This window comes from Aquisphaera insulae (assembly GCF_011064615.1).
In the GTDB taxonomy this organism is placed as follows: domain Bacteria; phylum Planctomycetota; class Planctomycetia; order Isosphaerales; family Isosphaeraceae; genus Aquisphaera; species Aquisphaera insulae.
Genome location: NZ_JAALJH010000041.1, coordinates 1 through 25,302, shown reverse-complemented (window position 1 = coordinate 25,302; position 25,302 = coordinate 1). Strand labels below are relative to the sequence as shown.

Annotated in this window: 16 protein-coding genes; 11 read left to right on the top strand and 5 right to left on the bottom strand. The window is 69.2% G+C overall.

Features of this window, described 5'->3' with window-relative positions; genetic code table 11:
* Nucleotides 1-4 precede the first annotated feature (4 nt).
* From G6O54_RS20480 to G6O54_RS20470, 3 genes are all read left to right on the top strand, one after another.
* Nucleotides 5-2,722 (top strand): M1 family aminopeptidase, encoded by a 2,718-nt coding sequence (locus tag G6O54_RS20480; protein ID WP_165227529.1) that lies wholly within the window; start codon nucleotides 5-7, stop codon nucleotides 2,720-2,722.
* 160 nt (nucleotides 2,723-2,882) lie between these two features.
* Nucleotides 2,883-5,873, top strand: coding sequence for a PVC-type heme-binding CxxCH protein (locus tag G6O54_RS20475; RefSeq protein WP_165227528.1), 2,991 nt, complete (start codon nucleotides 2,883-2,885; stop codon nucleotides 5,871-5,873).
* Between the two features lie 432 nt (nucleotides 5,874-6,305).
* On the top strand, nucleotides 6,306-6,698 hold the full coding sequence (locus G6O54_RS20470; protein ID WP_165227527.1) for a Spy/CpxP family protein refolding chaperone: 393 nt from the start codon (nucleotides 6,306-6,308) through the stop codon (nucleotides 6,696-6,698).
* 70 nt (nucleotides 6,699-6,768) lie between these two features.
* On the opposite strand, the gene G6O54_RS20465 is transcribed toward G6O54_RS20470, so the two are convergent.
* Complete coding sequence (locus G6O54_RS20465) at nucleotides 6,769-7,413, bottom strand: zinc ribbon domain-containing protein (RefSeq protein WP_165227526.1); 645 nt, start codon at nucleotides 7,411-7,413, stop codon at nucleotides 6,769-6,771.
* Between the two features lie 308 nt (nucleotides 7,414-7,721).
* On the opposite strand from G6O54_RS20465, the gene G6O54_RS20460 reads away from it, so the two are divergent.
* From G6O54_RS20460 to G6O54_RS20440, 5 genes are all read left to right on the top strand, one after another.
* Nucleotides 7,722-10,823, top strand: coding sequence for a DUF1553 domain-containing protein (locus tag G6O54_RS20460; RefSeq protein WP_165227525.1), 3,102 nt, complete (start codon nucleotides 7,722-7,724; stop codon nucleotides 10,821-10,823).
* Between the two features lie 42 nt (nucleotides 10,824-10,865).
* Entirely contained in the window at nucleotides 10,866-12,347 is a 1,482-nt protein-coding gene (locus G6O54_RS20455; protein ID WP_165227524.1) for a DUF1501 domain-containing protein, read from the top strand.
* Nucleotides 12,348-12,449: 102 nt separating this feature from the next.
* Entirely contained in the window at nucleotides 12,450-12,743 is a 294-nt protein-coding gene (locus G6O54_RS20450) for a type II toxin-antitoxin system TacA family antitoxin (protein ID WP_165227523.1), read from the top strand.
* Nucleotides 12,736-13,236: a GNAT family N-acetyltransferase gene (locus G6O54_RS20445; protein ID WP_165227522.1), complete on the top strand. Its 501-nt coding sequence runs from the start codon at nucleotides 12,736-12,738 to the stop codon at nucleotides 13,234-13,236. The genes G6O54_RS20450 and G6O54_RS20445 overlap by 8 nt, the downstream gene beginning before the upstream one ends.
* Nucleotides 13,237-13,302: 66 nt before the next feature.
* Nucleotides 13,303-13,755 (top strand): hypothetical protein, encoded by a 453-nt coding sequence (locus tag G6O54_RS20440; RefSeq protein WP_165227521.1) that lies wholly within the window; start codon nucleotides 13,303-13,305, stop codon nucleotides 13,753-13,755.
* A 721-nt stretch (nucleotides 13,756-14,476) separates the two neighbouring features.
* Here G6O54_RS20440 and G6O54_RS20435 read toward each other — a convergent pair.
* Nucleotides 14,477-15,217 carry a hypothetical protein gene (locus tag G6O54_RS20435; protein ID WP_165227520.1) on the bottom strand — a complete coding sequence of 247 codons (741 nt, stop codon included), beginning with the start codon at nucleotides 15,215-15,217 and terminating at the stop codon, nucleotides 14,477-14,479.
* A 275-nt stretch (nucleotides 15,218-15,492) separates the two neighbouring features.
* On the opposite strand from G6O54_RS20435, the gene G6O54_RS20430 reads away from it, so the two are divergent.
* Nucleotides 15,493-16,428: a carbon-nitrogen hydrolase family protein gene (locus tag G6O54_RS20430; protein ID WP_165227519.1), complete on the top strand. Its 936-nt coding sequence runs from the start codon at nucleotides 15,493-15,495 to the stop codon at nucleotides 16,426-16,428.
* Between the two features lie 88 nt (nucleotides 16,429-16,516).
* Here the strand turns inward: G6O54_RS20430 and G6O54_RS20425 are convergent, their stop codons facing one another.
* Nucleotides 16,517-17,578 carry an NAD(P)-dependent alcohol dehydrogenase gene (locus G6O54_RS20425; protein ID WP_165227518.1) on the bottom strand — a complete coding sequence of 354 codons (1,062 nt, stop codon included), beginning with the start codon at nucleotides 17,576-17,578 and terminating at the stop codon, nucleotides 16,517-16,519.
* A 332-nt stretch (nucleotides 17,579-17,910) separates the two neighbouring features.
* Here G6O54_RS20425 and G6O54_RS20420 point away from each other — a divergent pair, with 332 nt between their 5' ends.
* Nucleotides 17,911-20,703 carry a hypothetical protein gene (locus G6O54_RS20420; RefSeq protein ID WP_165227517.1) on the top strand — a complete coding sequence of 931 codons (2,793 nt, stop codon included), beginning with the start codon at nucleotides 17,911-17,913 and terminating at the stop codon, nucleotides 20,701-20,703.
* Between the two features lie 15 nt (nucleotides 20,704-20,718).
* Here the strand turns inward: G6O54_RS20420 and G6O54_RS20415 are convergent, their stop codons facing one another.
* Nucleotides 20,719-21,639, bottom strand: a complete 921-nt coding sequence (locus tag G6O54_RS20415; protein WP_165227516.1) for a sugar phosphate isomerase/epimerase family protein — start codon at nucleotides 21,637-21,639, stop codon at nucleotides 20,719-20,721.
* Between the two features lie 251 nt (nucleotides 21,640-21,890).
* Here G6O54_RS20415 and G6O54_RS20410 point away from each other — a divergent pair, with 251 nt between their 5' ends.
* Nucleotides 21,891-23,321, top strand: coding sequence for a right-handed parallel beta-helix repeat-containing protein (locus tag G6O54_RS20410; RefSeq protein WP_165227515.1), 1,431 nt, complete (start codon nucleotides 21,891-21,893; stop codon nucleotides 23,319-23,321).
* 382 nt (nucleotides 23,322-23,703) lie between these two features.
* Here G6O54_RS20410 and G6O54_RS20405 read toward each other — a convergent pair whose 3' ends face one another.
* Nucleotides 23,704-24,975, bottom strand: coding sequence for a pyridoxal phosphate-dependent aminotransferase (locus G6O54_RS20405; RefSeq protein ID WP_205678948.1), 1,272 nt, complete (start codon nucleotides 24,973-24,975; stop codon nucleotides 23,704-23,706).
* Between the last annotated feature and the right edge of the window lie 327 nt (nucleotides 24,976-25,302).

Below are 25,302 nucleotides of genomic sequence, written 5' to 3'. Positions count from 1 at the left end.
CTTCATGCCCCGCAACCTGACGAGATGGTGCTCCTCTTTTCCGGTCCTGCTGATGCTGATCTGCCCCGCGATCGTGGCCGCCCAGGGGCCGCCGGAGGACGGCCCGCCCCGGCGCCGGCCGTTCGCGCCGCCGGGGACGCCCCGGCAGTTCGGCCGGATCAAGGAGGTGGACCTGAAGCACGTCAAGGCGGAGCTGACGCTCGACGCGCGGAAGAAGGAGGTGCGCGGCACGGTCACGCACACGCTCTCCCCGACGCATCCGTTCCAGGATACGCTCAGCCTGGATATCGGCCCGGACCTCACCGTCACCAAGGTCACGGCCGGGCCGTCGAAGGCGGCCTGCAAGTTCGCGGTCAAGGACGGCAAGCTCGCGATCACGCTCGATAAGCCGTACGGGCCGGAGGACACGATCGACGTCGCGATCGCCTACAGCGGCCATCCGGCGGCGGGGCTCCACTTCATCGACGGCGACCCCGCCTATCCCGACCGGGCGCCGGCCATCTGGACCCAGGGCGAGGCGGAGGACAACCACCTCTGGCTCCCTTGCTACGACTACCCGAATGACCGGATCACCAGCGAGATGATCATCACCGTGGCCAAGCCGATGAGCGTGGTCTCGAACGGGACGCTCGTGGGGACGAAGGAGAACCCCGACGGCACGCGGACGTTCCACTGGAAGATGGACCAGCCGATCTCCTCGTACCTGATCACCGTGGCCGCGTCCGACTTCTCCGCCTTCCACGATCGCCTCGGCAACCTCCCGGTCGACTACTACGTCCAGAAGCACGTCGACGAGGCCACGGCCCGCCGCTTCATGGGCAAGACGCCGAAGATGATCGCGTTCTTCAACGGCGCCACCGGCCAGCCGTACGCGTATCCCAAGTACGCCCAGGTCTGCCTGCCAGACTTCAACGGCGGCATGGAGAACACCTCGGCCACCTCGATGACCGACGACGCCCTGATCGACGCGACCGAGGCCCTGGAACGCAGCCAGGACAGCCTGGTGGCGCACGAGCTCGCCCACCAGTGGTTCGGCGACCTGATGACCTGCAAGGACTGGTCGCACATCTGGCTCAACGAGGGCTTCGCCTCCTACTTCGACCCGCTCTTCGCCCAGCACGACCGCGGCGAGGACGAGTTCCGGCTGGTGATGGACGGCGAGCTCAAGAGCTACCTCGGCAACGACCGGATGTACCGCCGGCCGATCGTCGAGAATCGGTACGCCTCCCCCATGCAGATGTTCGACGGCATGACCTATGCCAAGGGGGGCTGCACCCTCCACATGCTCCGCGGCCAGCTCGGCGAGGAGAACTGGTGGAAGGGTATCCGTCATTATGTGTCGAAGCATAAATTCCAGGTCGTGGAGACGGAGGACTTCCGCAAGGCCATGGAGGAGGCCACCGGCAAGGACCTCAAGCCGTTCTTCGACCAGTGGCTCTACAAGGCCGGCCACCCCGAGCTGAAGGCGAGCTGGCGGTACGAGGACGCCGACCACACCGTCCGCCTGAAGGTGGCGCAGGCCCAGAAGGCGGACGACCAGACGCCCTACTTCACGATCCCCACCACGGTCGAGCTGACCGACGCGTCCGGCAAGGCGAAGGTCGTCCCGGTCGTGCTCGAGGGGGCGAGCCAGGAATTCGTGATCCCCGCCGAGTCGAAGCCGGCGATGGTCCAGGTCGACCCCGACTGCTGGCTCGTCAAGGAGCTCGCCTTCGACAAGCCGGTCGAGGAGTCGATCTTCGAGCTCGAGCACGCCCGCTGCGTCGTCTGCCGACTGAACGCCGCGCGGGCCCTGGCGAAGCCCGAGAACAAGGAAGACTCCCGCGTGCAGGAGGCGCTCCAGAAGGCCTGGAGGCGCGAGAAGGCCCCATCCGCCCGGACCGCCCTGGTGGAGATCGTCGGCGGCACCGAGGGCGCCCGCCGCCGCCGTCGCGGCCCGGGAGGGCCGGCGTCGGCGCCGCCGCTGCTCGAGGATACCTACCGCGGCTCGCTGGTGGAGGCCGCGAAGGACGCCGAGCCCCGCGTCCGCGTGGCGGCCGTGCAGGGCCTGGCACGGCTCAAGCAGGACCCCGCGACCGAGGCCCTGCTGCGGTCGATCTGGGCCAACCCCGGCGAGTCCTACGGCGCCCGCACGACGGCCCTCCAGACCCTGGCGCGGTGGAAGGTCAAGGACATCGACGCGCTGCTCAAGGCCGCGCTCAAGGATCCCGCCGGCAAGCACCGGCTGGCCGCTCGGGCCCTCGACCTGCTGACCGAGGAGGCCACCCCGCAGGCCCGCGAGCTCGTCGCCACCTACATCCCGCACGGCCAGCCCGCGGAGCTCCGGTCGGCGGCCCTCCGCGTCTTCTCTCGGGTCGCGAAGGACGACCAGGCCCTCCAGGAGCGGCTGATCCCCCTGATCGACGACCCGGACAAGAACACCCGCTCCCAGGCCTGGAGTCTGCTCGCCGAGCTGAAGCTCAAGAAGGCCCTGCCGGCGCTCGAGGCCCGGCTTGCGAAGGAGCCCCGAGGTCCCGCCGCCTTCATCGGCTTCGGCGGCAGCTCCCCCCGCGCCGGCCTCGAGCGCGCCGTGACCGCCCTGGGCGGCACCGTGCCGAAGGCCCCGGCCGCGGCCTCGGCGGACTCCTCGAAATCGGTCAAGGACCTGGAGAAGCAGGCCGAGGACCTGGAGGCCCGACTCCGCGACCTTCGCAAGCAGATCGAGGCGCTGAAGGGCAAATAGGCCGGCCGCATGGGGAACTGGGGGCGGGCCCCGGGCCTTCGAGGTGCCCGTCCCCATTCCCCGGCCCTGGCGTGACCGCCGGCCGGGGGTTTCGGGACGGACGCCCAGTCCGTATGCTCGCAGGGTCGCCGCTCTTCCCTCGTCGCCCGGAGCCGTGCCCATGCTGGTCCGCCGCTCGCTCCCGCCCCTCATCATGGGCCTGATCGCCCTGTCGATGCCCCATCGCGGGCTCGCCGCCGAGGACGCCCGCGGGCCGGTCCCCGCGGCCGAGGCCCCCGCGCGGATGACCGTGCCGCCGGGCTTCAAGGTCACGCTCTTCGCCGCCGAGCCGGACGTCGTCCAGCCGATCGCCTTCACGATCGACGCGAAGGGGCGGCTCTGGGTCGTGGAGAACACGTCCTACCCAATCTGGAAGGGGGGGAGCCCGAACGGCAAGGACCGGATCCTCGTCCTCGAGGACGGCGACGGCGACGGCAAGTTCGACCGCCGCACCGTCTTCTACGACCGCGGGCACAGCTTCACGGGGATCGAAGTCGGCTTCGGCGGCGTCTGGGTCTGCGACACGCCCAACCTGCTCTTCTTCCCGGACAGGGACGGCGACGACCGCCCGGACTCCGAGCCGGTCGTCGTCCTCGACGGCTGGGACGTGAAGGCAGAGCATAATATGTTCAATGCCCTCAAATGGGGGCCGGACGGCTGGCTCTGGGGCTGCAACGGGATCCAGTCCAACTCGAACGTGGGCAGGCCCGGCACGCCCGACGAGAAGCGGACGAAGATGAACTGCGGCGTCTGGCGGTATCACCCCACGCGGCGGGCCTTCGAGGCCGTGGCCCACGGCACGACCAATCCCTGGGGCCTGGACTTCGACGACCGCGGCGAGGCCTTCATCACCAACTGCGTCCTGCCGCACGTCTACCACGTCGCCCCCGGCGCCCACTTCCAGCGGATGTACGGCCAGGACATCAACCCCAACAGCTACGGGCTGATCGACACCTGCGCCGACCACATCCACTGGGCCGGCGGCAACTGGACCGAGTCGCGCGACGGGAAGGGCCACGAGCGCCACGACGCGGCCGGGGGGGGCCACGCCCATGTCGGCGCCATGATCTACCAGGGGGACAACTGGCCCGAGGCCTACCGCGGCGCCCTGCTCACGTTCAACCTCCACGGCCATCGCGCCAACCGCGATCGGCTCGAGCGCCGGGGCTCGGGCTACGTGGCCCGGCACGAGAAGGACCTCCTCCTCGTCGACGACTCCTGGTTCCGCGGCCTGGAGCTGAAGTCCGGCCCCGACGGCGCCGTCTATTTCACCGACTGGACCGACCGCGGCGAGTGTCACGACACCGACGCCGACAACGCCCACCGCGAGAACGGCCGGATTTACAAGCTGACTTATGGAGAGATCAAGCCATCGAAGGTGGACCTCGCCGCGATGCCGTCCCCGGACCTCGCCCGGCTGGTGCTCCACCGGAACGAGTGGCACGTCCGCACCGCGCGCCGGATCCTCCAGGAGCGGGCCGCGGCCGGCGCCGACCTGGCGGGGGTCCATGAGATCCTCCGCGACCTGCTGAGGTCCCATCCCGAGGTCCCCCGCCGTCTCCGCGCGCTCTGGGCCCTCTACGCGACCGGGGGCATCGACGACCGCGGGCTGAATGCCCTGCTGGACGACCCGGCGGACGACGTCCGCGGCTGGGCCGTCCGGCTGCGGGTCGATCGCGAGCCCCCCGCGGGCGAGGCCCTGGCGAAGCTCGCCGCGATGGTCGCCGCGGAGCGGTCGCCGTCCGTGCTGCTCGCGCTCGCCTCGGCCATGCAGCGGGTCCCGGCCGCCGATCGCTGGGCGATGGCCGAGGCCTTCGCCGGGGCGAAGATCGACGCCGCGGATCCGATGCTCCCGCTCATGGCCTGGTACGGCCTCGAACCGCTGGCGGCCCTGGACCCGGACCGTGCCCTGAAGATCGCGTCGTCGTGCGGGCTGCCGCTGCATCGCAATTACCTGGCGCGGCGGGCCGTCTCCGCCGACCCGGCGAGGGGCCTGCCTGCGGTCATGGCCGCGGTCGGCGTCGCGGCCGACGAGGTCCGGCGTGACCTGCTCGCCGGCGCGATCGAGGCCCTGCGGGGGCGCAAGCACGTCGCCCGGCCCGAAGCCTGGCCGGCGGCCTTCGCGAAGCTCGCGTCCTCGCACGACCCGGACGTCGTGGAGCGGACGCTGATGCTCGGCATGATCCTGGACGACCCGCATGCGCTCTCGACCCTCCGCAGGATCGCGGCCGACGCCACGAGCCCTGCCGACCTTCGCACCCGGGCCCTCGGCGTGCTGGTGGAGCGTCGCGCCCCCGGGCTGGAGGCCGACCTGCTACCCATGCTCGACGACGCGGCCGTCCGCGCCAGGGCGATCCGGGGCCTGGCCGCCTACAGCGCCCCGGCGACCCCGCGCGCGATCCTCGACCGGTACGCGAACCTGGCGGAGGCGGAGCGCGAGGACGCCGTCGCCACCCTGGCCGCGCGGCCGGCCTGGGCGCTCGCCCTGCTGGATGCCGTCGAGCAGAAGCGCGTCCCCCGTCGGGACGTCACCACGACGACCGCCCGGCAGCTCCTGGCGATGAACGACGCGAAGGTCAAGGACCGCCTGGCCGCCGTCTGGGGCACGATCCGCCCCACCGCCGGCGACAAGGCCGCGCTGATCTCCAAGTACAAGGAGATCCTCACATCCAGGGACTATCCCGCCGCCGACCCCGCGCGGGGCCGGCTCGTCTTCGGCCGGACGTGCCACCAGTGCCACCGGCTGTTCGACGCCGGCGGCGACGTCGGCCCGAACATCACCGGCTCCGACCGCGCCAACCCCGACTACATCCTGGAGAACGTGCTCGACCCGAGCGCCTCGGTCGCCCGCGAGTACACGCTGACCAACGTCGCCACCACCGACGGACGGATCGTCTCCGGCATCATCCGCTCACAGGACGACAAGTCCCTGACCATCCAGACCGCCAACGAGCGGATCGTCCTCCCCCGCGAGGACGTCGAGGACGTGAAGACAACCGGCATCTCGATGATGCCCGAAGGCCAGCTCGAGCGGTTCACGCCGGAGGAGGTCCGCGACCTCTTCGCCTACCTCGCCTCGCGCTCCCAGGTGGCGCCGGCCACGGCACCCTGAGACGGAACTCACCGCGGCGGCGCAGGGGCTCGGAGTGGACGCGGAGGGTGATCGAGGCGGAGGACGAGGCGAGGATCGCGGCTTGACCTTGCCCGAATCGCGCGTATGATTCGCGCGGTGTGAGGCAATGGGCCCACGCCGTTTGAAGTCCCCGCCGGGAGCGAATGGCCCCGGCGAGATGGAGGAATCACGACGATGTTCCACGACCACCGGCGCCGTGCGCGCCATGCCCATCATTTCGGTCCCCAGCACGGGCACGGACCGGAACATGGCCCACCCCCACCTCGGCCGCATGAGCACGATCGGGGAGAGTACGCGCAGGGGCCGCCACCCCGGCCGCATGAGGACGATCGGGGAGAATACGCGCAGGGGCCACCGCCCCCGCCGCCCCACGAGCATGAGCGCGATCCTCGGGATCGCAGGGGCTTCTTCATGGGGCGCCACGGCCATCCGCATCCTCACGATCGGGACCACGGCGGCCGGGGCGATTTCGGCGTCCGGCGTCCGCTCCGCTTCCTCGCCCACGAGCTGGGCCTGGATGAGAAGCAGGTCGCCGCGTTCGCGAAGCTCCTCGACGACCTGAAGATCGAACGGGCCCAGGCCGAGGTCGACGACCGTCGCGCCCTGTCCGATTACGCCGAAGCCCTGGCCGGCGCGGAGTTCGACGCCGCCCGGGCCGCGTCCGCCGGCGACCGCCGGGTCTCGAGCGCGACCCAGCTCCGCGACGTCCTGGTGCGGTCCCTCGGCCAGATCCACGCCTTGCTCTCTCCCGAGCAGCGCGAGCGTCTCGCCTACCTGATCCGCACGGGCGTCCTCGCCGTCTGAGGGCCGAGCGATCGCGGTCCCCGTTCATCGGCCCGCCCGGCCCTGGAGCCGGGCGGGTTCGAGGGGATCCTCACGCCGCCGCCCCCGCCCATTCCACCAGCGTCAGCCCCGCCGAGGCGAGCCCCGCGCCCACGGTGGAGCACGCGAAGAAGACCCACATGTCGTCCCAGTTGGTGACGATGTAGTAGGCGGTGTAGATCGGGAACCCCAGGTAGAAGAACCCGTGGACGAAGTCCTCCGTGAAGGCGACGTAGGTGCCGCCGACGTGGCCGAGCACGAGGAGCATCACCCCGGTGGCCATCAGGATGCACCCGGCCAGCCAGAGCCCATTCGGGGCGATCAGGGCGATGCCCGCGACCGCGACCACGAACGCGACGGCCAGCCGGATCAGCCATCTCGTCCACGGGAAATCCGACAGATCGCGGCCCGGCCGGCGCTTCGATGTGGCCGCGGCACCCTTCGCCTTGCGGGGCTTGCCCGGGCGATCATCCTTCCGCGAGGGGACGAACACGGCCTCCGCCCCGGCGCCGACCGCCGCACCCCGGCGGACCGGCTCGGCCCGTTCCTCCAGGTCGTAGGTGTCGGACGCGGGGGACTCCGGATCGGGGATCGTGAACCGCGTGTTGCAGTGCTTGCAGCGCACCTCGCGGCCGATGTACGCGGACTCCGCGGAGCCGCTGGCATGGCAGGACGGACAGGCGAACGGAACGCGCATCGTCGGGGGTCTCCGGATCGGCCTGGCCGAGGCTCGCGGTACGTCCTCGACTCCAGCTCGCGACGATCTTGCCACGGGAGTCATCGCGTCGCCACGCCCGCATCTTCGGCCCGGCCGGTCGGGCAGGGTATTCGTTTCCGGCCGATTCTTCTTGCGGCCCGCTCATCTCCGGGATTAGGATCCCTGGGTATCCGCAACGTATCCCATGCCTCGTCGTGCGCGAGGCCGCCCGCCGCGCCTGCCCGCCCCGATCTGTCTCATCCGACCGGACTGGAACCCGCCCGCAACCGGGGCGAGGGGACGACTCCATGAGCCGCACCGCGATCCCGCCCGCCTTGCTCGCGTCCTTCCTGCTCGCCGGATTCGCGCCCGCCGTCCGGGCGGGAGATGCCCCGGCGATTCAGTATAACCGCGACATCCGGCCGATCCTGGCCGAGAACTGCTTCGCCTGCCATGGCCCGGACAGCGCGGCGCGGAAGGGGGACCTGCGGCTGGACCGCCGCGAGGCCGCCATCGAGGCCGGCGCCCTCACGCCCGGCGACCCCGACGCCAGCTCCGTGATCGATCGGATCCACACGGACGACCGCAAGATGGCCATGCCGCCGCCGGCGTCGCACAAGACGCTGACGTCCGCCCAGAAGGACCTCCTGGCGCGATGGATCAAGGCGGGGGCGGAATATCAGCCCCACTGGTCCCTGATCGCCCCGGCGCGACCCGCCCCGCCGAAGGTCAAGGACGAGTCCTGGGTCCGCAACCCGATCGACCGATTCATCCTGGCGAAGCTCGAGGAGGCCGGCCTCCGCCCCGCACCCGAGGCCGATCGCCGCACGCTCGCCCGCCGGCTCAGCCTGGACCTCACCGGGCTGCCGCCCGACCCGGCCGAGGTCGAGCGGTTCGTCCGCGACGCCTCGCCGGACGCCTACGCGAAGCTCGTCGATCACGTCCTCGACTCCCCCCACTGGGGCGAGCATCGGGCCCGGTACTGGCTGGACGCCGCCCGCTACGCGGACACGCACGGCTACCACTTCGACAACTACCGCGAGATGTACTCCTACCGCGACTGGGTGATCGACGCCTTCAACCGCAACATGCCGTTCGACCGCTTCACCGTCGAGCAGCTCGCCGGCGACCTGCTGCCGAATCGGACGCTCGACCAGCAGATCGCCTCCGGCTTCAACCGCTGCAACGCCACGACCAACGAGGGGGGCACCATCGCGGAGGAGAACCTCGTCAACTACACGAGGGATCGCACCGAGACCGTCTCCCAGGTCTGGCTGGGACTGACCGCCAACTGCGCGGTCTGCCACGACCACAAGTTCGACGCCCTCTCCCAGCGCGAGTTCTACGAGCTCTCCGCGTTCTTCAACAACTCCACCCAGGACGCCTACGACCAGAACATCAAGGACACGCCCCCGATCGTCACCGTCCCCGCCGCCGCCGACCGCGCCCGGTACGACGCCCTCAGGCCCCGGGCCGCGGGCCTGAAGGACCGCCTCGCGAAGCGATCGGCCGAGGTCCTGCCGGAGCTGGATGCGTGGCTCAAGGCCCAGGATCGCGACGCCCTGGCGGCCCTCGCGCCCGAGAAGGGCCGCCGGCTGGCGGCCGGTCTGGAATCGCGGACGGGGCAGGGGAGCGGCGGCGATCCGAAGGGGATGAAGGCCGCCCGCCCGGCGTTCGAATCGGCCGACAGCGGCGACTTCGAGCGCGACCGGCCGTTCGCCTACGGCGCCTGGATCCGGATCGACCGCGGCGGGCAGTACGGCTCGGCCCTCGCCCGGATGGACGACCGCGGCGGCTACCGCGGCTGGGATCTCTGGGTCGAGGACGGCAAGGTCGCGGCCCACCTCGTCCACTCGTGGCCCGACGACGCGGCCAAGGTCGTCAGCCGCAGAAATCTGCCGATGAAGACGTGGGTTCACGTCTTCGTCACCTATGACGGATCCTCGAAGGCGTCCGGCCTGACGCTCTACGTCGACGGCCGCCCCGCGGCCGCGGAGGTCGCGTCGGACACGCTGAAGAGCTCGATCCGGACCGAGGTCCCCCTCAAGGTCGGCCGCCGCCACAGCGGCCAGGCCCTCGAGGCCGTGGCCATCAGCGACGTCCGGATCCACGACCGGGCGCTCACGGCCGCGGAGGTGGCCGACGTCGCGGCCGCCGGCCGGGCGTTCGACCTGGCCGACGACCCGTCGGGGCCGCGGTCGAAGGCCCTCCGCGACGGCCTGCTCGCCTGGTGGACCGAGGCGAGGGACGATCGATCGAAGGCGATTCGGGCCGAGCTCGCCGCGGTCGATGCCGAGCTCTCGGCGATCGCCGCGCGGGGGACGGTCGCCCACGTGATGGAGGAGAAGCCCGGCCCGGCGACGGCCCACGTCCTCTTCCGGGGCGAGTACGACAAGCGGCGGGACGCCGTCAAGGCGGACACGCCGGACGTCCTGCCGGCGATGGCCCCGGACCTGCCGCGGAACCGGCTGGGCCTGGCGCGATGGCTGCTACGGCCGGAGCACCCGCTGACCGCGCGGGTGACCGTGAATCGGTTCTGGCAGGAGGTCTTCGGGACGGGGCTGGTGCGGACGGCCGGGGACCTCGGCGTCAGCGGAGAGCTGCCGTCGCATCCGGAGTTGCTCGACTGGCTGGCGGTGGACTTCCGCGAATCGGGCTGGGACGTGAAGCGGTTCTTCCGGCTGCTGGTCACCTCGGCCGCCTACCGGCAGGCGAGCGTGGCCACCCCGGAGAAGATCGAGAAGGACCCGTCGAACCGACTGGTCTCGCGCGGGCCGCGGTTCCGGATGGACGGCGAGGTCGTCCGCGACTATGCCCTCGCGGCCGGCGGCATCCTCTCGCCGCGGGTCGGCGGCCCGAGCGTCCGGCCCTATCAGCCCGACGGCGTCTGGGAGGCCGTGGCCATGCCGGAGAGCAACACGAGGTCCTACCGGGCGGACTCCGGCGAGGGCCTCCACCGCCGCAGCCTCTACACGTTCTGGAAGCGGAGCGCCCCGCCGGCCTCGATGGAGGTCTTCAACGCCCCCAGCCGCGAGGTCTGCACCGTCCGCCGCGAGCGGACCGACACCCCCTTGCAGGCCCTGGTCACCCTCAACGACCCCCAGTTCGTGGAGGCCGCCCGGGGCCTGGCGCAGCTCGCCCTGGCCGTGCCCTCGGCCGACCCCGAGACTCGGATCGCCGTCCTGGCCGAGCGGCTCCTGTCGCGTCCCCTGCGGCCGGAGGAGGCCGCCGTCGTCCGGGCCTCGATCGATCGCCTCGCCGCCTTCTACCGGTCCCACCCCGACGACGCCGCGAGGCTCGTCGCCGTCGGCGAGCTCAAGCCGCCCGCCGGCGTGGATCCGCCGACGCTCGCCGCCTGGACCATGCTGGCGAACGAGATGATGAACCTGGATGAAGTGCTCAACAAGTGAGCCATTCGAACCATCCTCGATGAGATCCCCCGAGGCCCTCCCATGAACCCGCTCCACGACTACCTGAGGATGGAGACCCGCCGCCAGCTCCTGGGCCGGGGCGTCAACGCCGTCGGCTGGGGGGCACTGGCCGCGCTGCTCGGCCGCGAGGGCCTGGCCGCGATGGGGGCGCCGGCCCCCGGATCATCGACGGTCCCCGACCGCGCCGCCGCGGGCCGGACGCATTTCCCGGCGAAGGCCAAGCACGTCATCTACCTGCACATGGTCGGCGGCCCGTCGCAGATGGACATGTTCGACTACAAGCCGCAGATGGACCGCTGGTATGACAAGGACCTGCCCGAGTCGGTCCGCCAGGGGCAGCGGCTGACGACGATGACCTCCGGCCAGAAGCGGTTCCCGATCGCCCCGTCGAAGTACAAGTTCGCCCGCCACGGCGAGTGCGGCATGTGGGTGACCGAGCTCCTGCCGTACACGGCGCGGATGGTCGATGATATGTGCTTCATTCGGAGCATGCACACGGAGGCCATCAATCACGAGCCGGCGATCACGTTCGTGCAGACGGGCAACCAGGTGACCGGCCGGCCGTGCCTGGGCTCATGGGCCAGCTACGGGCTCGGCTCGCTGAACGACAGCCTGCCGACGTTCGTCGTCCTGGTCGCCAAGCCGACGAACACCGAGCAGCTCCAGGCCATCTCCGGCCGCCTCTGGTCCTCGGGCTACCTCTCGGGCGAGCACGCCGGGGTCTCGTTCCGGAGCGGCGGCGATCCGATCCTGTTCATCAACAACCCCCCGGGCGTCCCGGGCGAGGTCCGCCGGAGCACGCTGGACGGCCTCCGCGCCCTCAACGAGATGAACGCCAAGGTCGTTGGCGACCCCGAGACGCACACCCGGATCGAGCAGTACGAGCTCGCCTTCCGGATGCAGTCCTCGGTCCCCGAGCTGACCGACATGTCCAGCGAGCCGGTCTCAACCTACGCCCTCTACGGCGAGCAGGCCCGCAAGCCCGGCTCGTTCGCCCATACCGCGCTGCTGGCGCGTCGGATGGTCGAGCGCGGGGTGCGGTTCGTGCAGGTCTATCACAACAACTGGGACCATCACGCCAACGTGGGGGGCCGGATGCCCTTCCAGTGCAAGGACGTGGACCAGGCATGCTGGGGCCTGATCCAGGACCTGAAGGCCCGCGGCCTGCTGGACGAGACCCTGGTCATCTGGGGGGGCGAGTTCGGCCGGACGATCTACTCCCAGGGGGGCCTCTCGCACGACAATTACGGCCGCGACCATCACCCGCGTTGCTTCACCATGTGGATGGCCGGCGGCGGGATCAAGGGCGGGACGATTTACGGCGAGACCGACGACTTCTCCTACAACATCGTCAAGGACCCCGTCCACGTCCGCGACTTCCACGCCACGATCCTGCACCTCCTGGGCTTCGACCACCAGCGCTTCACCTTCCGCTATCAAGGCCTGGACCAGCGCCTCACGGGCGTGGAGCCGGCGCACGTGGTCAAGCCGCTGCTGGCGTGAGCGGAGCGACTCCCTGCCATCGGCCTCGCCTCGCACGAGGCGAAGGCATTGCCCCTGTTGATGCGAGGGTGTACGCTGGATGTACAAGAAGGGAGGGCGGAGATGGCGGAGAAGCCGATCGAAACGAGCCGGCGGGAAAGCCGGCTGAGTATCCGTGTCGATGCCCGGCGGAAGGCGATCCTGGCCAGGGCCGCGGAGCGGCAGGGCGAGACGCTGAGCGAGTTCATCCTGGAGAACGCCTATCAGGTGGCGGCTACCTTGCTCGTTGACGAGGAGCCGGTGTCGCTCAATCGAAAGCAGGTTGCCCACATCTTCGCCACGCTCGACAAGCCGCCGTCAGCGAGCGTGGCAGCCGTCCGCAAGCTGCTCACCGAGCGGTCGATCCTGGATGGCTGAATTCGCATTCGCTCCGGTCACTCCACTTGACGGAGGCCACGACCGCTCGGCCTTTGATTGCGGTACGCCCGCGCTCGACTCGTACCTGCGGAACTACGCGCTTCAGAATCAGAAGCGGGGGATCGTCCGGAACTACGTCGTCACCCTCGCCGACAGCAAGGTCATCGTCGCGTATTACTCCCTGGTCTACGGCTCGATCGCTCCGAAGCTGTTGCCACCGAAGTTGGTGAAGGGCGCAGGCCGGTATGACATCCCGCTCATGCTGCTGGCGAGACTGGCGGTCGATCGGCGCCAACAGGGACGCGGCCTGGGTAAGGCCCTGCTCAAGGACGCCGTCCTGCGGACCATGCAGGCGGCCGAGATCGCCGGCCTGAAGCTGCTTCTTGTCCACGCCAAGGATGATGCCGCCGCCGATTTCTATCGTAAGCACGGATTCGAGCCGGTCGTGGACGAGCCCCTAACGCTCTTCCTTCCGGTGCCGCTATCGGCGTGACGTGGGGGTGCCGGCCGACACCCGCCCCGAATGGCGATCACCAATCAGCCCGGAGGTGACCTCGCGATGGCGACCTCGGAATCCACGACGATCGACGTGGCGGCGGACGTCGCGCGCTGGCGGGATGGCCTGAACGAGCTCTTCGGGAGCATCCGGGACTGGGCCGGCTCCCTGGGTTGGCGATCCCGGTTGGCTCGCAAGCACCTGGTGGAGAAGGCCGTCGGCCGCTACGAGGTCCCTGTCCTGATCCTCGATCGCGGCGATGCCGAGATCTCCGTGGTCCCCGTCGCCCGCCAAGCACCAGGCGCCGAGGGGTTGGTGCAGTTCTTCCGGATGCCGGCCTACGAAAGTGTGGCCAGCCTCCATCGGGAAGGAGGGCGATGGTTCGTCCGCCGCGTGCCGTCGCCGCCCCCGCCCCCGTCCACCGCGGGCGCGGATGCGATGGCGGGACGACTCTCGCTGGATGAAGAGGCCCTCCGCGATCTCCTGGACGACCTCGCAAGATCTCCTCATGCCTGAACTCTATGACGTCTTCCACGAGATGCATGACACAGTCTTCGAGCATCGCGTCGTCGCCGCGGCCCTCGCGCGTTATCAGGTCGACGTCCTGACGGCGCACGCCCGCCTTCCGGAGGGGACGCAGCCCCATCACCTTACCGCGGCCGTCGATGAGCTCGAAGGCACCTACCTGATCCGACTCTGGGCCGTGTTCGAGACGGCCTGGAAGTCCTACTGGCGATATGCAACTGATCCACGAGGTTCGCGAATACCGGAACTTCCTGGTCCACGAACGCGACGCGCTGGCGATTCCCGTGCCGATCCGCGAGGCCAGAACGCGCCTCAGTACCCACCCGTCCAAGCTCCCCGATCACTGGCCGTCGGTCGGCGAGGATGGATATTACCTCGGCAAGGAAGAAGATCACCGTGATAGGGCTCTTACCGCTGACAGGGAAGCCGGCCCGCATTCACTTCCCCCCTTACGAAGGGGGGATTCAGGGGGGTGAATTCGATCGCCCTGGCCGGCACCAAGCACCCCCTCCAACTCCCCCTTCGTAAGGGGGAGAGCCGGATTTCGCGTCCCCGAGCGTGGGGGGATTCAGGAGGCCGTTCGATATCCGTGAGCTTGATCAACTTCCTTGCCGGGGTAATAAGCGCTCAATCCCGCGGCCTGCCGCCCGGCCGCCCGGAGAGTCCGCGCGTTGACTGCCGGCGGAATACCCGGGTGGCCCGGTCCACCGGCTCAGAGGAACCGCGTGTCCTGGACGACCATCTGCTCGAGCGCCCCGCGCATCTTCCGGATATTGGTGTCGTTGAGGGTGTCGTCGGGCATGTTGCGGTCGGCCGCGAGGCCCTTGTCGGCGTGCAGGCCCTGGCCGATCTTGAGCTTGTTGTGCATCGTCTCGTGGAACGCCACGTTGATCAGGGCCTGCATGTTGCCGATCCCGTTGGAGGTCAGCACGTCCTGGACGTAGATCTCGGAGATGGTGCCGTTGGCGCCGGCGTGAGTCGTCCCGCCGCCGCCGAGCTTGCTCCTCAACGACTTGTCGTCCTTGGCGATGAGGCTGTCCGACTGGAGCCGCAGGCAGTAGATGAGCACGGAATCGCCCGTGACCGCGCTCCGGTCCGGATTCCACCAGAAGTCGGACGACGTGTACCGGGTCTTGGGGTAGGGGGCCTTCGGCTTCATGATCTTCGTCGAGGAGAAGGCGGAGGGCGGGTAGATCAGCTCGTCGGGGTCGTCCTTCTTCGCCTTGGGTGCGAGGGTCTTCATCGAATCGCCCTCGGGGCGGACGGCCTCCGGCTCGCGCTCCGGGTCGCAGATGGCGTCGTACCATCGCTTCACCCCGCACCCGAGGATGTAAGCCGTCCCCTCACCCCAGAACGACGAGGTGTTGAAGGTGATCGCGGTCAGCGGGTCGTTCGGGTCGCCGGGGTCGATCCGCACCAGGTCCTTGAAGTAAATCCGGAAGATGTCTCCCATGGGCCGTTCTCCGGGAGTCGAGGTGAGAGGTGAAAGGCAATTACAAACACATGATCGGACATTGCATCCGCTCGATCAAGCGGGCGGTTCGGCAGCCTGCGACGGCACGGAATCCCCGGCGAATCTCGCCGAAACTCAACACCCGCCGTCGCGATTTGAGACAATTCCCCAGACGCGGCGCGGAGACGAGATGGGAACGACCGCGCGGTCGTGGACTTTCGGAGGATCGGAGTGCGCCCGCGGTGACTCATCACGGAGACGAGGGAGAATCGCCGGTGAGAATTCAGTCGAATTCAATGATGGTGCTGTCTTTGTATTGGTCCTTGCTGCTCCCCACCCCGGTGGTTCGGGCCGATGAGCCCGCCAGGCCGGCCGAGGTGAAGGTGGCGGCGGTCCAGGTGCTCGGCTACGACAAGACCGACCTGCCACGCGCCGGCTTCGACCCGAGCGAGGTCGTGGCACGCTTCATCGCCAGGGCGGCCGGGGACGGGGCGCAGCTCGTGGTCTTCCCGGAATACCTCCTGGGCCGGATCGCCGTCCCGGGCGCGGAGACGGGGCGGATCGCGCGGGCGGCGGCGGCGGGCAAGATCCACGTGATCGTCGGCTGCTGGGAGGTCTTCGAGGACGGATCGTTCGCCAACACGGCGCTCCTGTTCGACCGGTCGGGGAAGATCGCCGGGAAGTACCGCAAGGTGCACGCCGCCGTGGACCACCACGAGGGCCAGCCCCCCTGGTCGAAACCCCCGCAGGGCAAGGACCTCGACTGGTTCCTGCGGAACGACCCCGAATGGATGATGAAGCGGGGCGACGACTTCCCGGTCTTCGACCTGGATTTCGGCCGGATCGGCATCCTGACCTGCTACGACGGCTGGTTCCCGGAGTCGGCCCGCATCCTCTCGCTCCGGGGCGCCGAGGTTCTGGTCTGGATCAACGGCCGAAAGGGGCCGGTCGAGGACTTCCTCGTCAGGTCGGCGATGTTCCAGGACGAGGTGGCGATGATCGCCACCAACCAGGCGTATGGGTCGGGCACCATGATCGGCCAGTGGCCCGCCCAGATCCTGGCCGCCTGCACGGAACCGAAGGAGAGCTACATCACCGCCACGATCGACCTGCAACGGATCCGGAAGGCCCGGCAGAATAGCCGGAATCGGCCGCAGCGGCGCCCGGATGTCTACGCGGAGATCGTGCGGCCGAATGCGACCGGCCGTTGAAAGGGAAGGGGCCGGGCTCGACCAAGTTTGGCCGGCCCGTCCCCTGGGCTTCGCCCCGATGTTCGCCGGCCTGGGTGGCGGGCCAGGATCACTCCGACCGGAGCGACGCCATGTCGATGCAGAAGCGGTACTTCACGTCGGACCGGAGCAGCCGGTCGTAGGCCTCGTTGATCTTCTGGATCGGGATGACCTCGACGTCGGAGGTGATGCGGTGCTGGCCGCAGAAGTCGAACATCTCCTGCGTCTCGGCGATCCCGCCGATGGGGGAGCCGGAGAGGCTCCGGCGGCCGAAGATGAGCGCGAAGGCCGCCACCGGGAGCGGCTTCTCCGGGGCGCCCACCAGCGTGAGATTGCCGTCGCGGGTCAGCAGGTTGATGTAGGAGTTCACGTCATGGTTGGCGGAGACGCAGTCGAGGATGAAGTCGAAGCTCCCGGCGTGGGCCTTCATCCGGTTGGCATCCTTCGAGAGGACCACCTCGTCGGCGCCCAGCCGGATCGCATCGTCCCGCTTGCTTTCGGACGTGGTGAAGACCACCGTGTGGGCGCCGAGGGCATGCGCGAACTTCACCCCCATGTGGCCGAGGCCGCCGAGCCCGACGACGCCCACCTTCTTCCCCGGGCCCACCCGCCAGTGCCGCATGGGGGAATAGGTCGTGATCCCGGCGCAGAGCAGCGGCGCGGCGGCGGCCGGGTCAAGGTTGGAGGGGATCCGCACGACGAATCGCTCATCCACGACGACGCTGTCGGAGTAGCCGCCGTAGGTGACGGGCGCCGTCCCGTGCGAGTCCGGCGATCCGTACGTCAGGACCATGTTCGGGCAGAACTGCTCGAGGCCCTCGCGGCAGTTCGGGCAGTCGTGATCGGAGTCGACCAGGCAGCCGACGCCGACCAGGTCGCCCGCCCGGAGGGCACCCACGTCCGGGCCCGTCCTCGTCACGCGGCCGATGATCTCATGGCCCGGCACGCACGGGTAGACCGCGGGCATGGCGTCGTGCCATTCGTCGCGGACGTAGTGGAGGTCGGAATGGCAGACCCCGCAATAGAGGATCTCGATCTGGACGTCGCGCCCGGTCGGCTCGCGCCGGGCGATGGTGTCCGACGCCAGCGGCGACGTCGAACTGGAGGCGGAATACGCTCTGGCTCGGTACATGTCGTGGTTCTCGCGGACCCGTGATCCAACCGCTACGCTCGCGAGCCGACGCGGAGACCTCGATCGCGATGCGAGGCCATGTCATCCGTCGCCACGCCGGCCGGCTCCGGATGTGCATTATCGGGCCGCCCCCGGGTGTCGAGAAGCAACGATCCTCCAGAAGTCTTGCCTGATCCTGTCGGCATCCGCGACGATCCCGCCGCCGGCGCGTTGTCTCGGCCCGGCGGATCCGGTAAACCACCAGGGGGAGGGGCGGCCGTTCGGGGACAACACGATCCGGACCGGGCCTCGATGTCGATGAGGCGTCCGGCCCTACCGCGAGGGCGCAGCGCATGAGACCGAGTCGCCGGCTTCGAGTCGTGGCACTTCTCCTCCTGACGGGCCTGACGGCCCCGGCCTCGGCCACTCGAGGCGAGGCCTGGAAGGTCGTCGTCAATCCCGACAACTCGTTCGGGTTCCGGGTGGTCTCGGGGGACGAGGTCGTTCTCACCACGGGCGTGGTCGGATGGGGCCCGAACTGGGGCTGGCTGCCGATCTCGGCGAACGCCCGGGCCGGGGGCGACCGGCTCCGGATGTCGGTCCCGCTGGAGATCGCCGGGGCGAAGGTCACCGTGGGGCTGGACGTCCACTCGGGCGGACCCCGGACGGTGGTCTTCGAGTACGCGCTGACCTCGGACCGATCGGTGCCGATCACCCAGATCGTGGCCACGCTGGGCGTGCCCGCGGGCCGTCATGCGACGGTCGCCCTGGGCCGGGCCGACGGCGGCTCGGCCCGGAAGGAGCTGCCGGCGGGGATCGCCGAGCTCGGGACGGCGCGGGAGATCGAGGTCACGAGCCCGGGCTGGAAGGGCCCGGTCAAGGTCGCGGCCGATCCGCCGCTGGTCGTGGGCAGCGACGGCGACCTGCGGATCAAGCTGGCCGCGGAGACGCTCAAGGCCGGCACGACGCGGGCCCGCCTGACGTGGACCTTCCCGGCCGACGCCCTGCTGCTGACGAATGCCCGCGACCTGGAGAAGCTATCGCCCGTCGTCCCCGGCCCCGACTGGTTCCCCTTCCGGACGGCCGGCGCGTTCGACCGCTCCGCGATCGGGCTGGCGGACTGGCTGGAGAAGCCGGCCGGCCGGCGCGGGGGCGTCCGGATCAAGGGGGATTCGTTCGTGCTCGAGGACGGCACCCCGATCCGGTTCTGGGGGACGAACCTCTCGTATGCCCTTTGCGCCCCCAGCAAGGAGGACGCCGATGCCACGGCCGCGCGGTTCGTCGGGCTGGGCGTCAACGCGGTGCGCCTGCACAAGTTCACGGGGGCGGACTGGGCGGGAATCGGCGGCACGGACACCGCGGTGGAGATGAAGCCCGAGGGCCTGGACCGGCTCGACTACTTCGCCAGCCGGCTCGCCGGGAGCGGCATCTATTACGGCTGGTCGCATACGTACCACTTCACGGTCCGGCCCGGCGATCGGGCGCGGATCTCCGGGTTCGACGAGCTGATGAAGAAGGGGGGCGACACCTACGGCGTGATCAACTGGGCGGAGGACGTGCAGGACCTGATGATCGAGATGGTCGTGAGGCTCCTGGGCCACCGGAACCCGTACACGGGGAAGACCTACGCGGAGGACCCCGCGCTCAGCTTCATCGAGCTCCAGAACGAGGACGACATCTTCTTCTACACGTCCGAATCGGCCTACAACGACTTCCCGACGTACCGCAAGCAGCTCCAGCGGCGGTTCGCCGAGTGGCTCAAGGCGAAGTACGGCGAGCAGGAGAAGCTGGCGGAGGCGTGGGCCGGCGTCCTGAAGTCGGACGAGCGGCTCGAGGACGCGAGCGTCGGCCTCCAGATGAATCCGTGGTTCTACGGCGACGGCCACCTGCCGCGGGCGAAGGGGGGCGATCGCACCCGGCTGCTGGACACGGCCGCGTTACTCCACGAGACGCAGGACCGCTTCTACGGCAAGTTCGCCGCGGCGATTCGCAAGGCCGGGTACCGCGGGCCGCTGATCGGCTCGCCGTGGCAGGCGCCCAGCATGCTGCCCCATTACTACAACCTCCGATCCGACGACTTGGTCGGGTACATCGATCGTCACAACTACTTCGGCGAGGGATTCCGGGACACGATGCTCGCCACGCCCGGGGGCGGCTATTTCTCGAGCGGCCTCCAGCAGGTGGCCGGGAAGCCGTTCGGCGTGTCGGAGTGGATTCATGTCTATCCTTCGCTGTATAGCGCCGAGGGTCCGGTGATCATGGCGGCGTACGGCATGGGGCTGCAGGGCTGGGACGCGTCGTACGAGTTCCAGTCCACGTCGAACCGGATCGACCCGGCGAGCATGCTGGCCGGCAACCAGCCCTTCGGGGTTTGGAACGCCGACGTCCCGACGCAGATCGGCCAGTACCCGATCCTGGCCCGGATGGTCCACCGCGGCGACGTGAAGGCCGGCCCGGTGCTCTCGGTGCGGCGGGTGAGCGGGCAGGACCTGGCCCGGGGCGAGTTCTCGTTCTCGGACACGATCGCCCAGCAGGCCGACGTGAAGACGTTCACCGGATCGGTCCCCGCGGAGTCGCTGGCCGTGGGGCGGGCGGAGGTGGAGTTCACGACCGAGTCGAAATCGAGCACGATCCCGGACCTGTCGCGGTATCGCAGGGGGACGGCGCTGGTCTCCGCGACCGGCCAGCTCTCGTGGGACACCGGCGGCGGCGGCCTGATCGCGATCCGGACGCCGGGGACGCAGGGTTACGTGGGCTTCGCGGGGGGGAAGCCGCTCGAGCTCGGCGACGTGACCATCGCGCCGAGGACGCCGTATGCGTCGATCCTCCTCACGGCCGCCGAGCCCACGGGCACGATCGCCCGCGGCCGTCGGGTGCTGGTCTCGGCGCTGGCCCGCAACGCCAACACGGGCTTCCGGATCCTGACGCTCGACCAGAAGACGATCGTGGACAACGGCAAGGCGCCAATCCTGCTGGAGCCGGTCCGGGCCGAGGTCACGTTCGCTCGCCGTCGGGTCGAGCGGGTGAACGTCCTGGACCACGACGGCCAGCCGACCGGCCGGCGGGCACCGGCCACGCGCAATGGCTTCACGATCGATACGGGCAAGGACAGGGCGTTCTATTACGAGGTCTTGCTGGCGGATTGAGCCGCCGGCCTTCCTTCAGGCCAGGGCCTCCTTGCAGTAGGCGACGCACTTCGCGACTTCCTTCACGGCGGTGGAGCCCTTCGGGATCGGGTATTCGAGCTCGATGTCGGCGTAGATCGGCCACTTCTCCCGCTTGAGGAGCCGAAGGACCTCCTTGATCGGGGTCTCGCCCCGGCCCCAGGGGAGGTTGCCGCCCGCGGCGGTGCGGTCCTTGAGGTGGAGGCTGACGATCTTCGCGTGGTATTTCTCGAGGACCGGGATCGGCGATTTGCCCTTCGTGCCGGCGACGTAGTGGCCGATGTCGAAGTTGAAGCCGATGAAGTCGCCGGCGCGGGTCAGCGGATCGACCGCGTCGATCGCCGGCGTGTTCTCGGTGTGGTTGTGGAAGGCGACCCAGATCCGGTGCTTCTCGGCGAACGGGGCCAGGCGCTTCGCCAGCGCGTCGTTCCGCTCGGTGGTGATGGCCTTGCAGCCGAGGACCTTCGCGACCTCGAAGTTGAAGTCGATGTCCTCGTCGGTCGGCCCGAACTCGAGCTTGTGGATGTGGATGTTGACGCCGTTGCCGTTGTACATCGCGCGGAGCTCGGCGGCGCGGGCGAGATACGCCTGGCGCCGGGCGTCCGAGGGGCGGCTCGGCTTCGCGCCGGACCTCGCGGCCGGAGGCATGCCGAGATAGGACCGGATGGTGGCGGCCTTGAGCTCGACCTCGCTCAGGCCGTCCTCGAGGAGGGCCTTCAGGGTGTCCTCGGCCGTCTCCCGCTCGCCGCGGTAGCTGTAGGTGTTGGTGCCGACGTGCACCCCTCCGAAGACGGAGTTGGGGCTGGGAGGGGTCGCCCCGAGCACGCCGCGCGGCAATGCCGCGAGCCCGGCCAGGGCCGTCGCACTCCGGAGCAAGGTCCGCCGGGTCGGTCGATGATCGATGTCGTCGCGCGTCATGGTTACCTCGTTCCGCCCCCTGCCGAGCGGCAATGACTCTCGTGTTCAGAGGGCCAGGTTATCGGAGGGCGGGGCGGTATTCAACGGCCCGGATGGCCGGCGGGTCGGGCGCCCGTCGATCCGGCCCGGAGAAATTTCCCGGCGTGCTGTCAGGTTCCCGGGAAACGGCCTGACTACCTCTCGTCCGGTGCGGCCGGGGCCGCCCGAAGAGACGAGACGAGATGACCAGGGAAACGCCAGGAACAAAGGGGATGACGATGAGCCTGCTCAAGCTGATGACCGCCCGCCGCGATTCCGCCCGCCGCAACGTCGCCCGCCGTCATCTGGGCATGGAGTCGCTCGAAGGCCGCCAGGTGCTCTCGAGCTTCACGGTCTCCAGCATCGCCGACGCCGGGGCCGGGTCGCTCCGCGCGGCGATCATCGCCGCCGATTCGGCCTCGGACGCCGCCACGATCAACTTCGCCATCACCGGCTCGAACAAGAATGTCGTCCTCCAGAGCGCCCTGCCGGAGCTCTCGAACGTCCACGGCATCACCTTCAACGGCCAGTCGGGCGTGACGATCGACCTGGCGAAGGCGAAGCTCTCCAGCGGCAACAGCATCCGGGTGGACTCGCTCTCGACGGTGACCATCCGGAACCTGGAGTTCAAGAACTCCCCCGGCCGCGCCTTCGAGAACAACGGGACGCTCACCCTGTCCGGCGTGACCGTCTCCGGCAGCACGAATGGCGCCGCGGTGAACTACGGCACGATGACCGTCACCGGCTCCACCATCAAGAACAACGCGGCCTACAACTATGGCGGCGGCGTGAACAACTACAGCGGCACGCTGAACATCGTCAACAGCACGTTCTCGGGCAACTCGACGAAGTACGGCGGGGCGGTCTACAACAATGCGAGGATGACCATCTCCGGCAGCACCTTCCGGAACAACACCGCGATCGGCGGCGGGGCGATCTGGGACAACAGCACGGTGGCCTCCGCCATCAGCAGCTCGACCATCACCGCCAACACGGCCCAGTACGGCGGCGGCTACGCCCTGGACAGCACGTTCGCCGCGACCCTGACGGGCAACGACATCTACGCCAACACCGCGACCACGGCCCCCGACATCATGGGCAAGGTGGGCCCGGCCAGCTCCAACAACGTCATCGGCACCGGCAGCGGGATGACCGGGATCGCCGACAACAACGCGTTCGCCAGGAACGACAACCTTGCCCATCCGAAGTACAACAGCGCCAAGCCGGTGAACTACGTCGGGACCGGTTCCACGCGGATCAGCCCGGTGATGACGCAGCAGGTGAGCCTCGACGGCGTGACGGCCTCGTACAGCTACACGGTCCGCACCAACTCGGCCACGATGACCCTCACCGGGAGGGCGACCCAGCCGGTCAGCCTCGGCTCGCTCGACGGCGACAACTCGGACGGGCCGATCGTCTATCCGAACCAGTTCGCGACGACCCTCTTCCTGACCGACACGCAGAACGGGGCCAGCGGCAGCATCTCGCTCTGGCAGAACTACGACGCGACCTCGCTGTCGGCCCCGACGCTGACGATCACCAACAGGGCGACCGGCGTCACCGACGCCATCCAGGACCAGACCCACACGTGGGTCGACACGCTGACCGGCGTGACGACCGTCTACACCTGGACCAACGGCAAGCTGACGAAGACGACCCGCTGACGGACGAATGGCCCGCCCGACATCGAGATCCTTCCCGATCCGCCCGGTCCTCTCGACCGGGCGGATCGCGTCGTTCTGCGGCCGGAGCGGGAGGCGCCGGCCTCGTGCCCCGTCGCGACGGCGAGGAGAGGAACCCTTGCCGACCGATGTCGGTCGCGATACTAATCGGTCGTTGACTCAGGCCACCCCGGCGGCGACGGTCGCCATCGATGCGGACGTTGAAAGCGAGAGATCGACTGATGAGTCCATCGCCTGCTTCCTCGCAAGGAGCCGAATCCGCGGCCGGCACTCCGCGGGCGTCCGCGCCCCTCGGGCCGCCCGCGGGCGGCGATGCGACGGCCTCGATCCCGATCTCGATCCGATCGCCCCCGGCCGAAGTCGCTCAGCGGAGCAGGTCCTTGAAGGCCCGGAGGACGAACCGGTTCTCGGATCGGGTGCGGGAGGCGACCCGGAGGAACTTGCCGGGCTCCAGGCCCTTCTTGTCGTCGCAGGTCCGCGTGTAGATGCCGCGGCGGACCAGCAGGCGGCAGACCAGATCCTCGGCGGTCATCCCGTTGCGGAGCTCGACCAGGATGAAGTTGGCGCTGGTCGGGTAGGCGTACAGGCCCGGGAGCATGGAGAGGGCCTTGAAGAACCGCCGCGAGTGGCGGATGTAGTGCACCCGCTTGCGCTCGTACTCCACCAGGAAGTCGGGGCGGGAATAGAGGTCGAAGAAATACTCGGCCAGCCCGGACGAGTTCCACAGGAAGCCGTTGTCGAGCAGCTCGCGGACGCGGCCGGGGGCCATCACGGCGTACCCGGCGCGGATGCCGGCGACGCCGAAGTCCTTGGACATGCTCTTCACGACCATCAGGTTTGGGAACCGATCGACCTCGCCGCCGAGGCTCCGGAAGGCGTAGTCGTCCCCCTCGCAGGCGAAGTGGATGAAGCTCTCGTCGAGGATGATGTTGGGGACGTCCCGCAGCTCCTCCAGCATCCGGACGAGGGTGGCGTAGGGGATGTAGCCGCCGTCGGGATTGTTGGGGTTGATCAGGACGATCGTGTCCGGCTTCTCCCGCTTCACCCTCTCGATGTAGGCGGCCGGGTCGAACCGGAAGTCATTCTCCTTGTCGAGCACGTTGAAGACGACCTGCGTGTCCGGCCGGGCGAACTCGTGGTAGGGGGAGAAGGTCGGCAGATTCACCAGGATCTTGCTGCCCGCGAATCGGTGCATGATCGCCTGGATAATCTCGACGGCACCGTTGCCGATGAAGAGATGGTCCGTCGGCACGCCGATGGCCCGGCTGAGCTTGCCGGCGATGACCCGATTCTGGGACGGGTAGAACTCCAGCAGCTTGCGGAGCTTCCCGGTCCGGATCACCTCGCGCTGGAGGTACTCCAGGAAGAGGCCCGTGGCATAGGGGTTGGATAGGAAGCAGGCATCCACGCGGAGCCGCAGCTCGGGGATCAGCTTGATGATCGTGGGGGCGCTCGGCGAGTGCGATCCGGCCTCCCGCTTGAGCATCTTGATCCGCTCCGCCAGGGCATTCTCGCGAGGGCTGAGGGCTCCGCGGCGGACGGGGTGCCGCATCCGCGCCTCCAGCCATCGGGCCGAGGTCGCCAGGTCGAACTTGCCGAGTTTGAGCGGGTTCTCACGCGTGGTCTGACCGATCACTTCAACCTCTGTTTACTAAAAGGCCCGGCGCGAGGGCGCGCCGAAAGGTCGATCGTGCGGGGCGACTTGGCGCGAGATCATCCGCAACCGGGTCTCGCCCGTCCCGTCCTGTGTCGGCATGCCCGGCGCCGCGCCCCGCGCGGTCGCCACCTTCCATCGCCCACGGCGCCGGCCGTCAGGCCGGCTGCCTCGACGCGGGTTGCCCGCGCCCTGGGAATCCTGGGCTTCCTTTCATCATTTCCTGGGCCGTTTCCTCAACGTTTCTTAGCACATACTAAGGAGCAATTCCATTCCGAGCAAGGACCAAGTGCGACTCCGACCGCACCC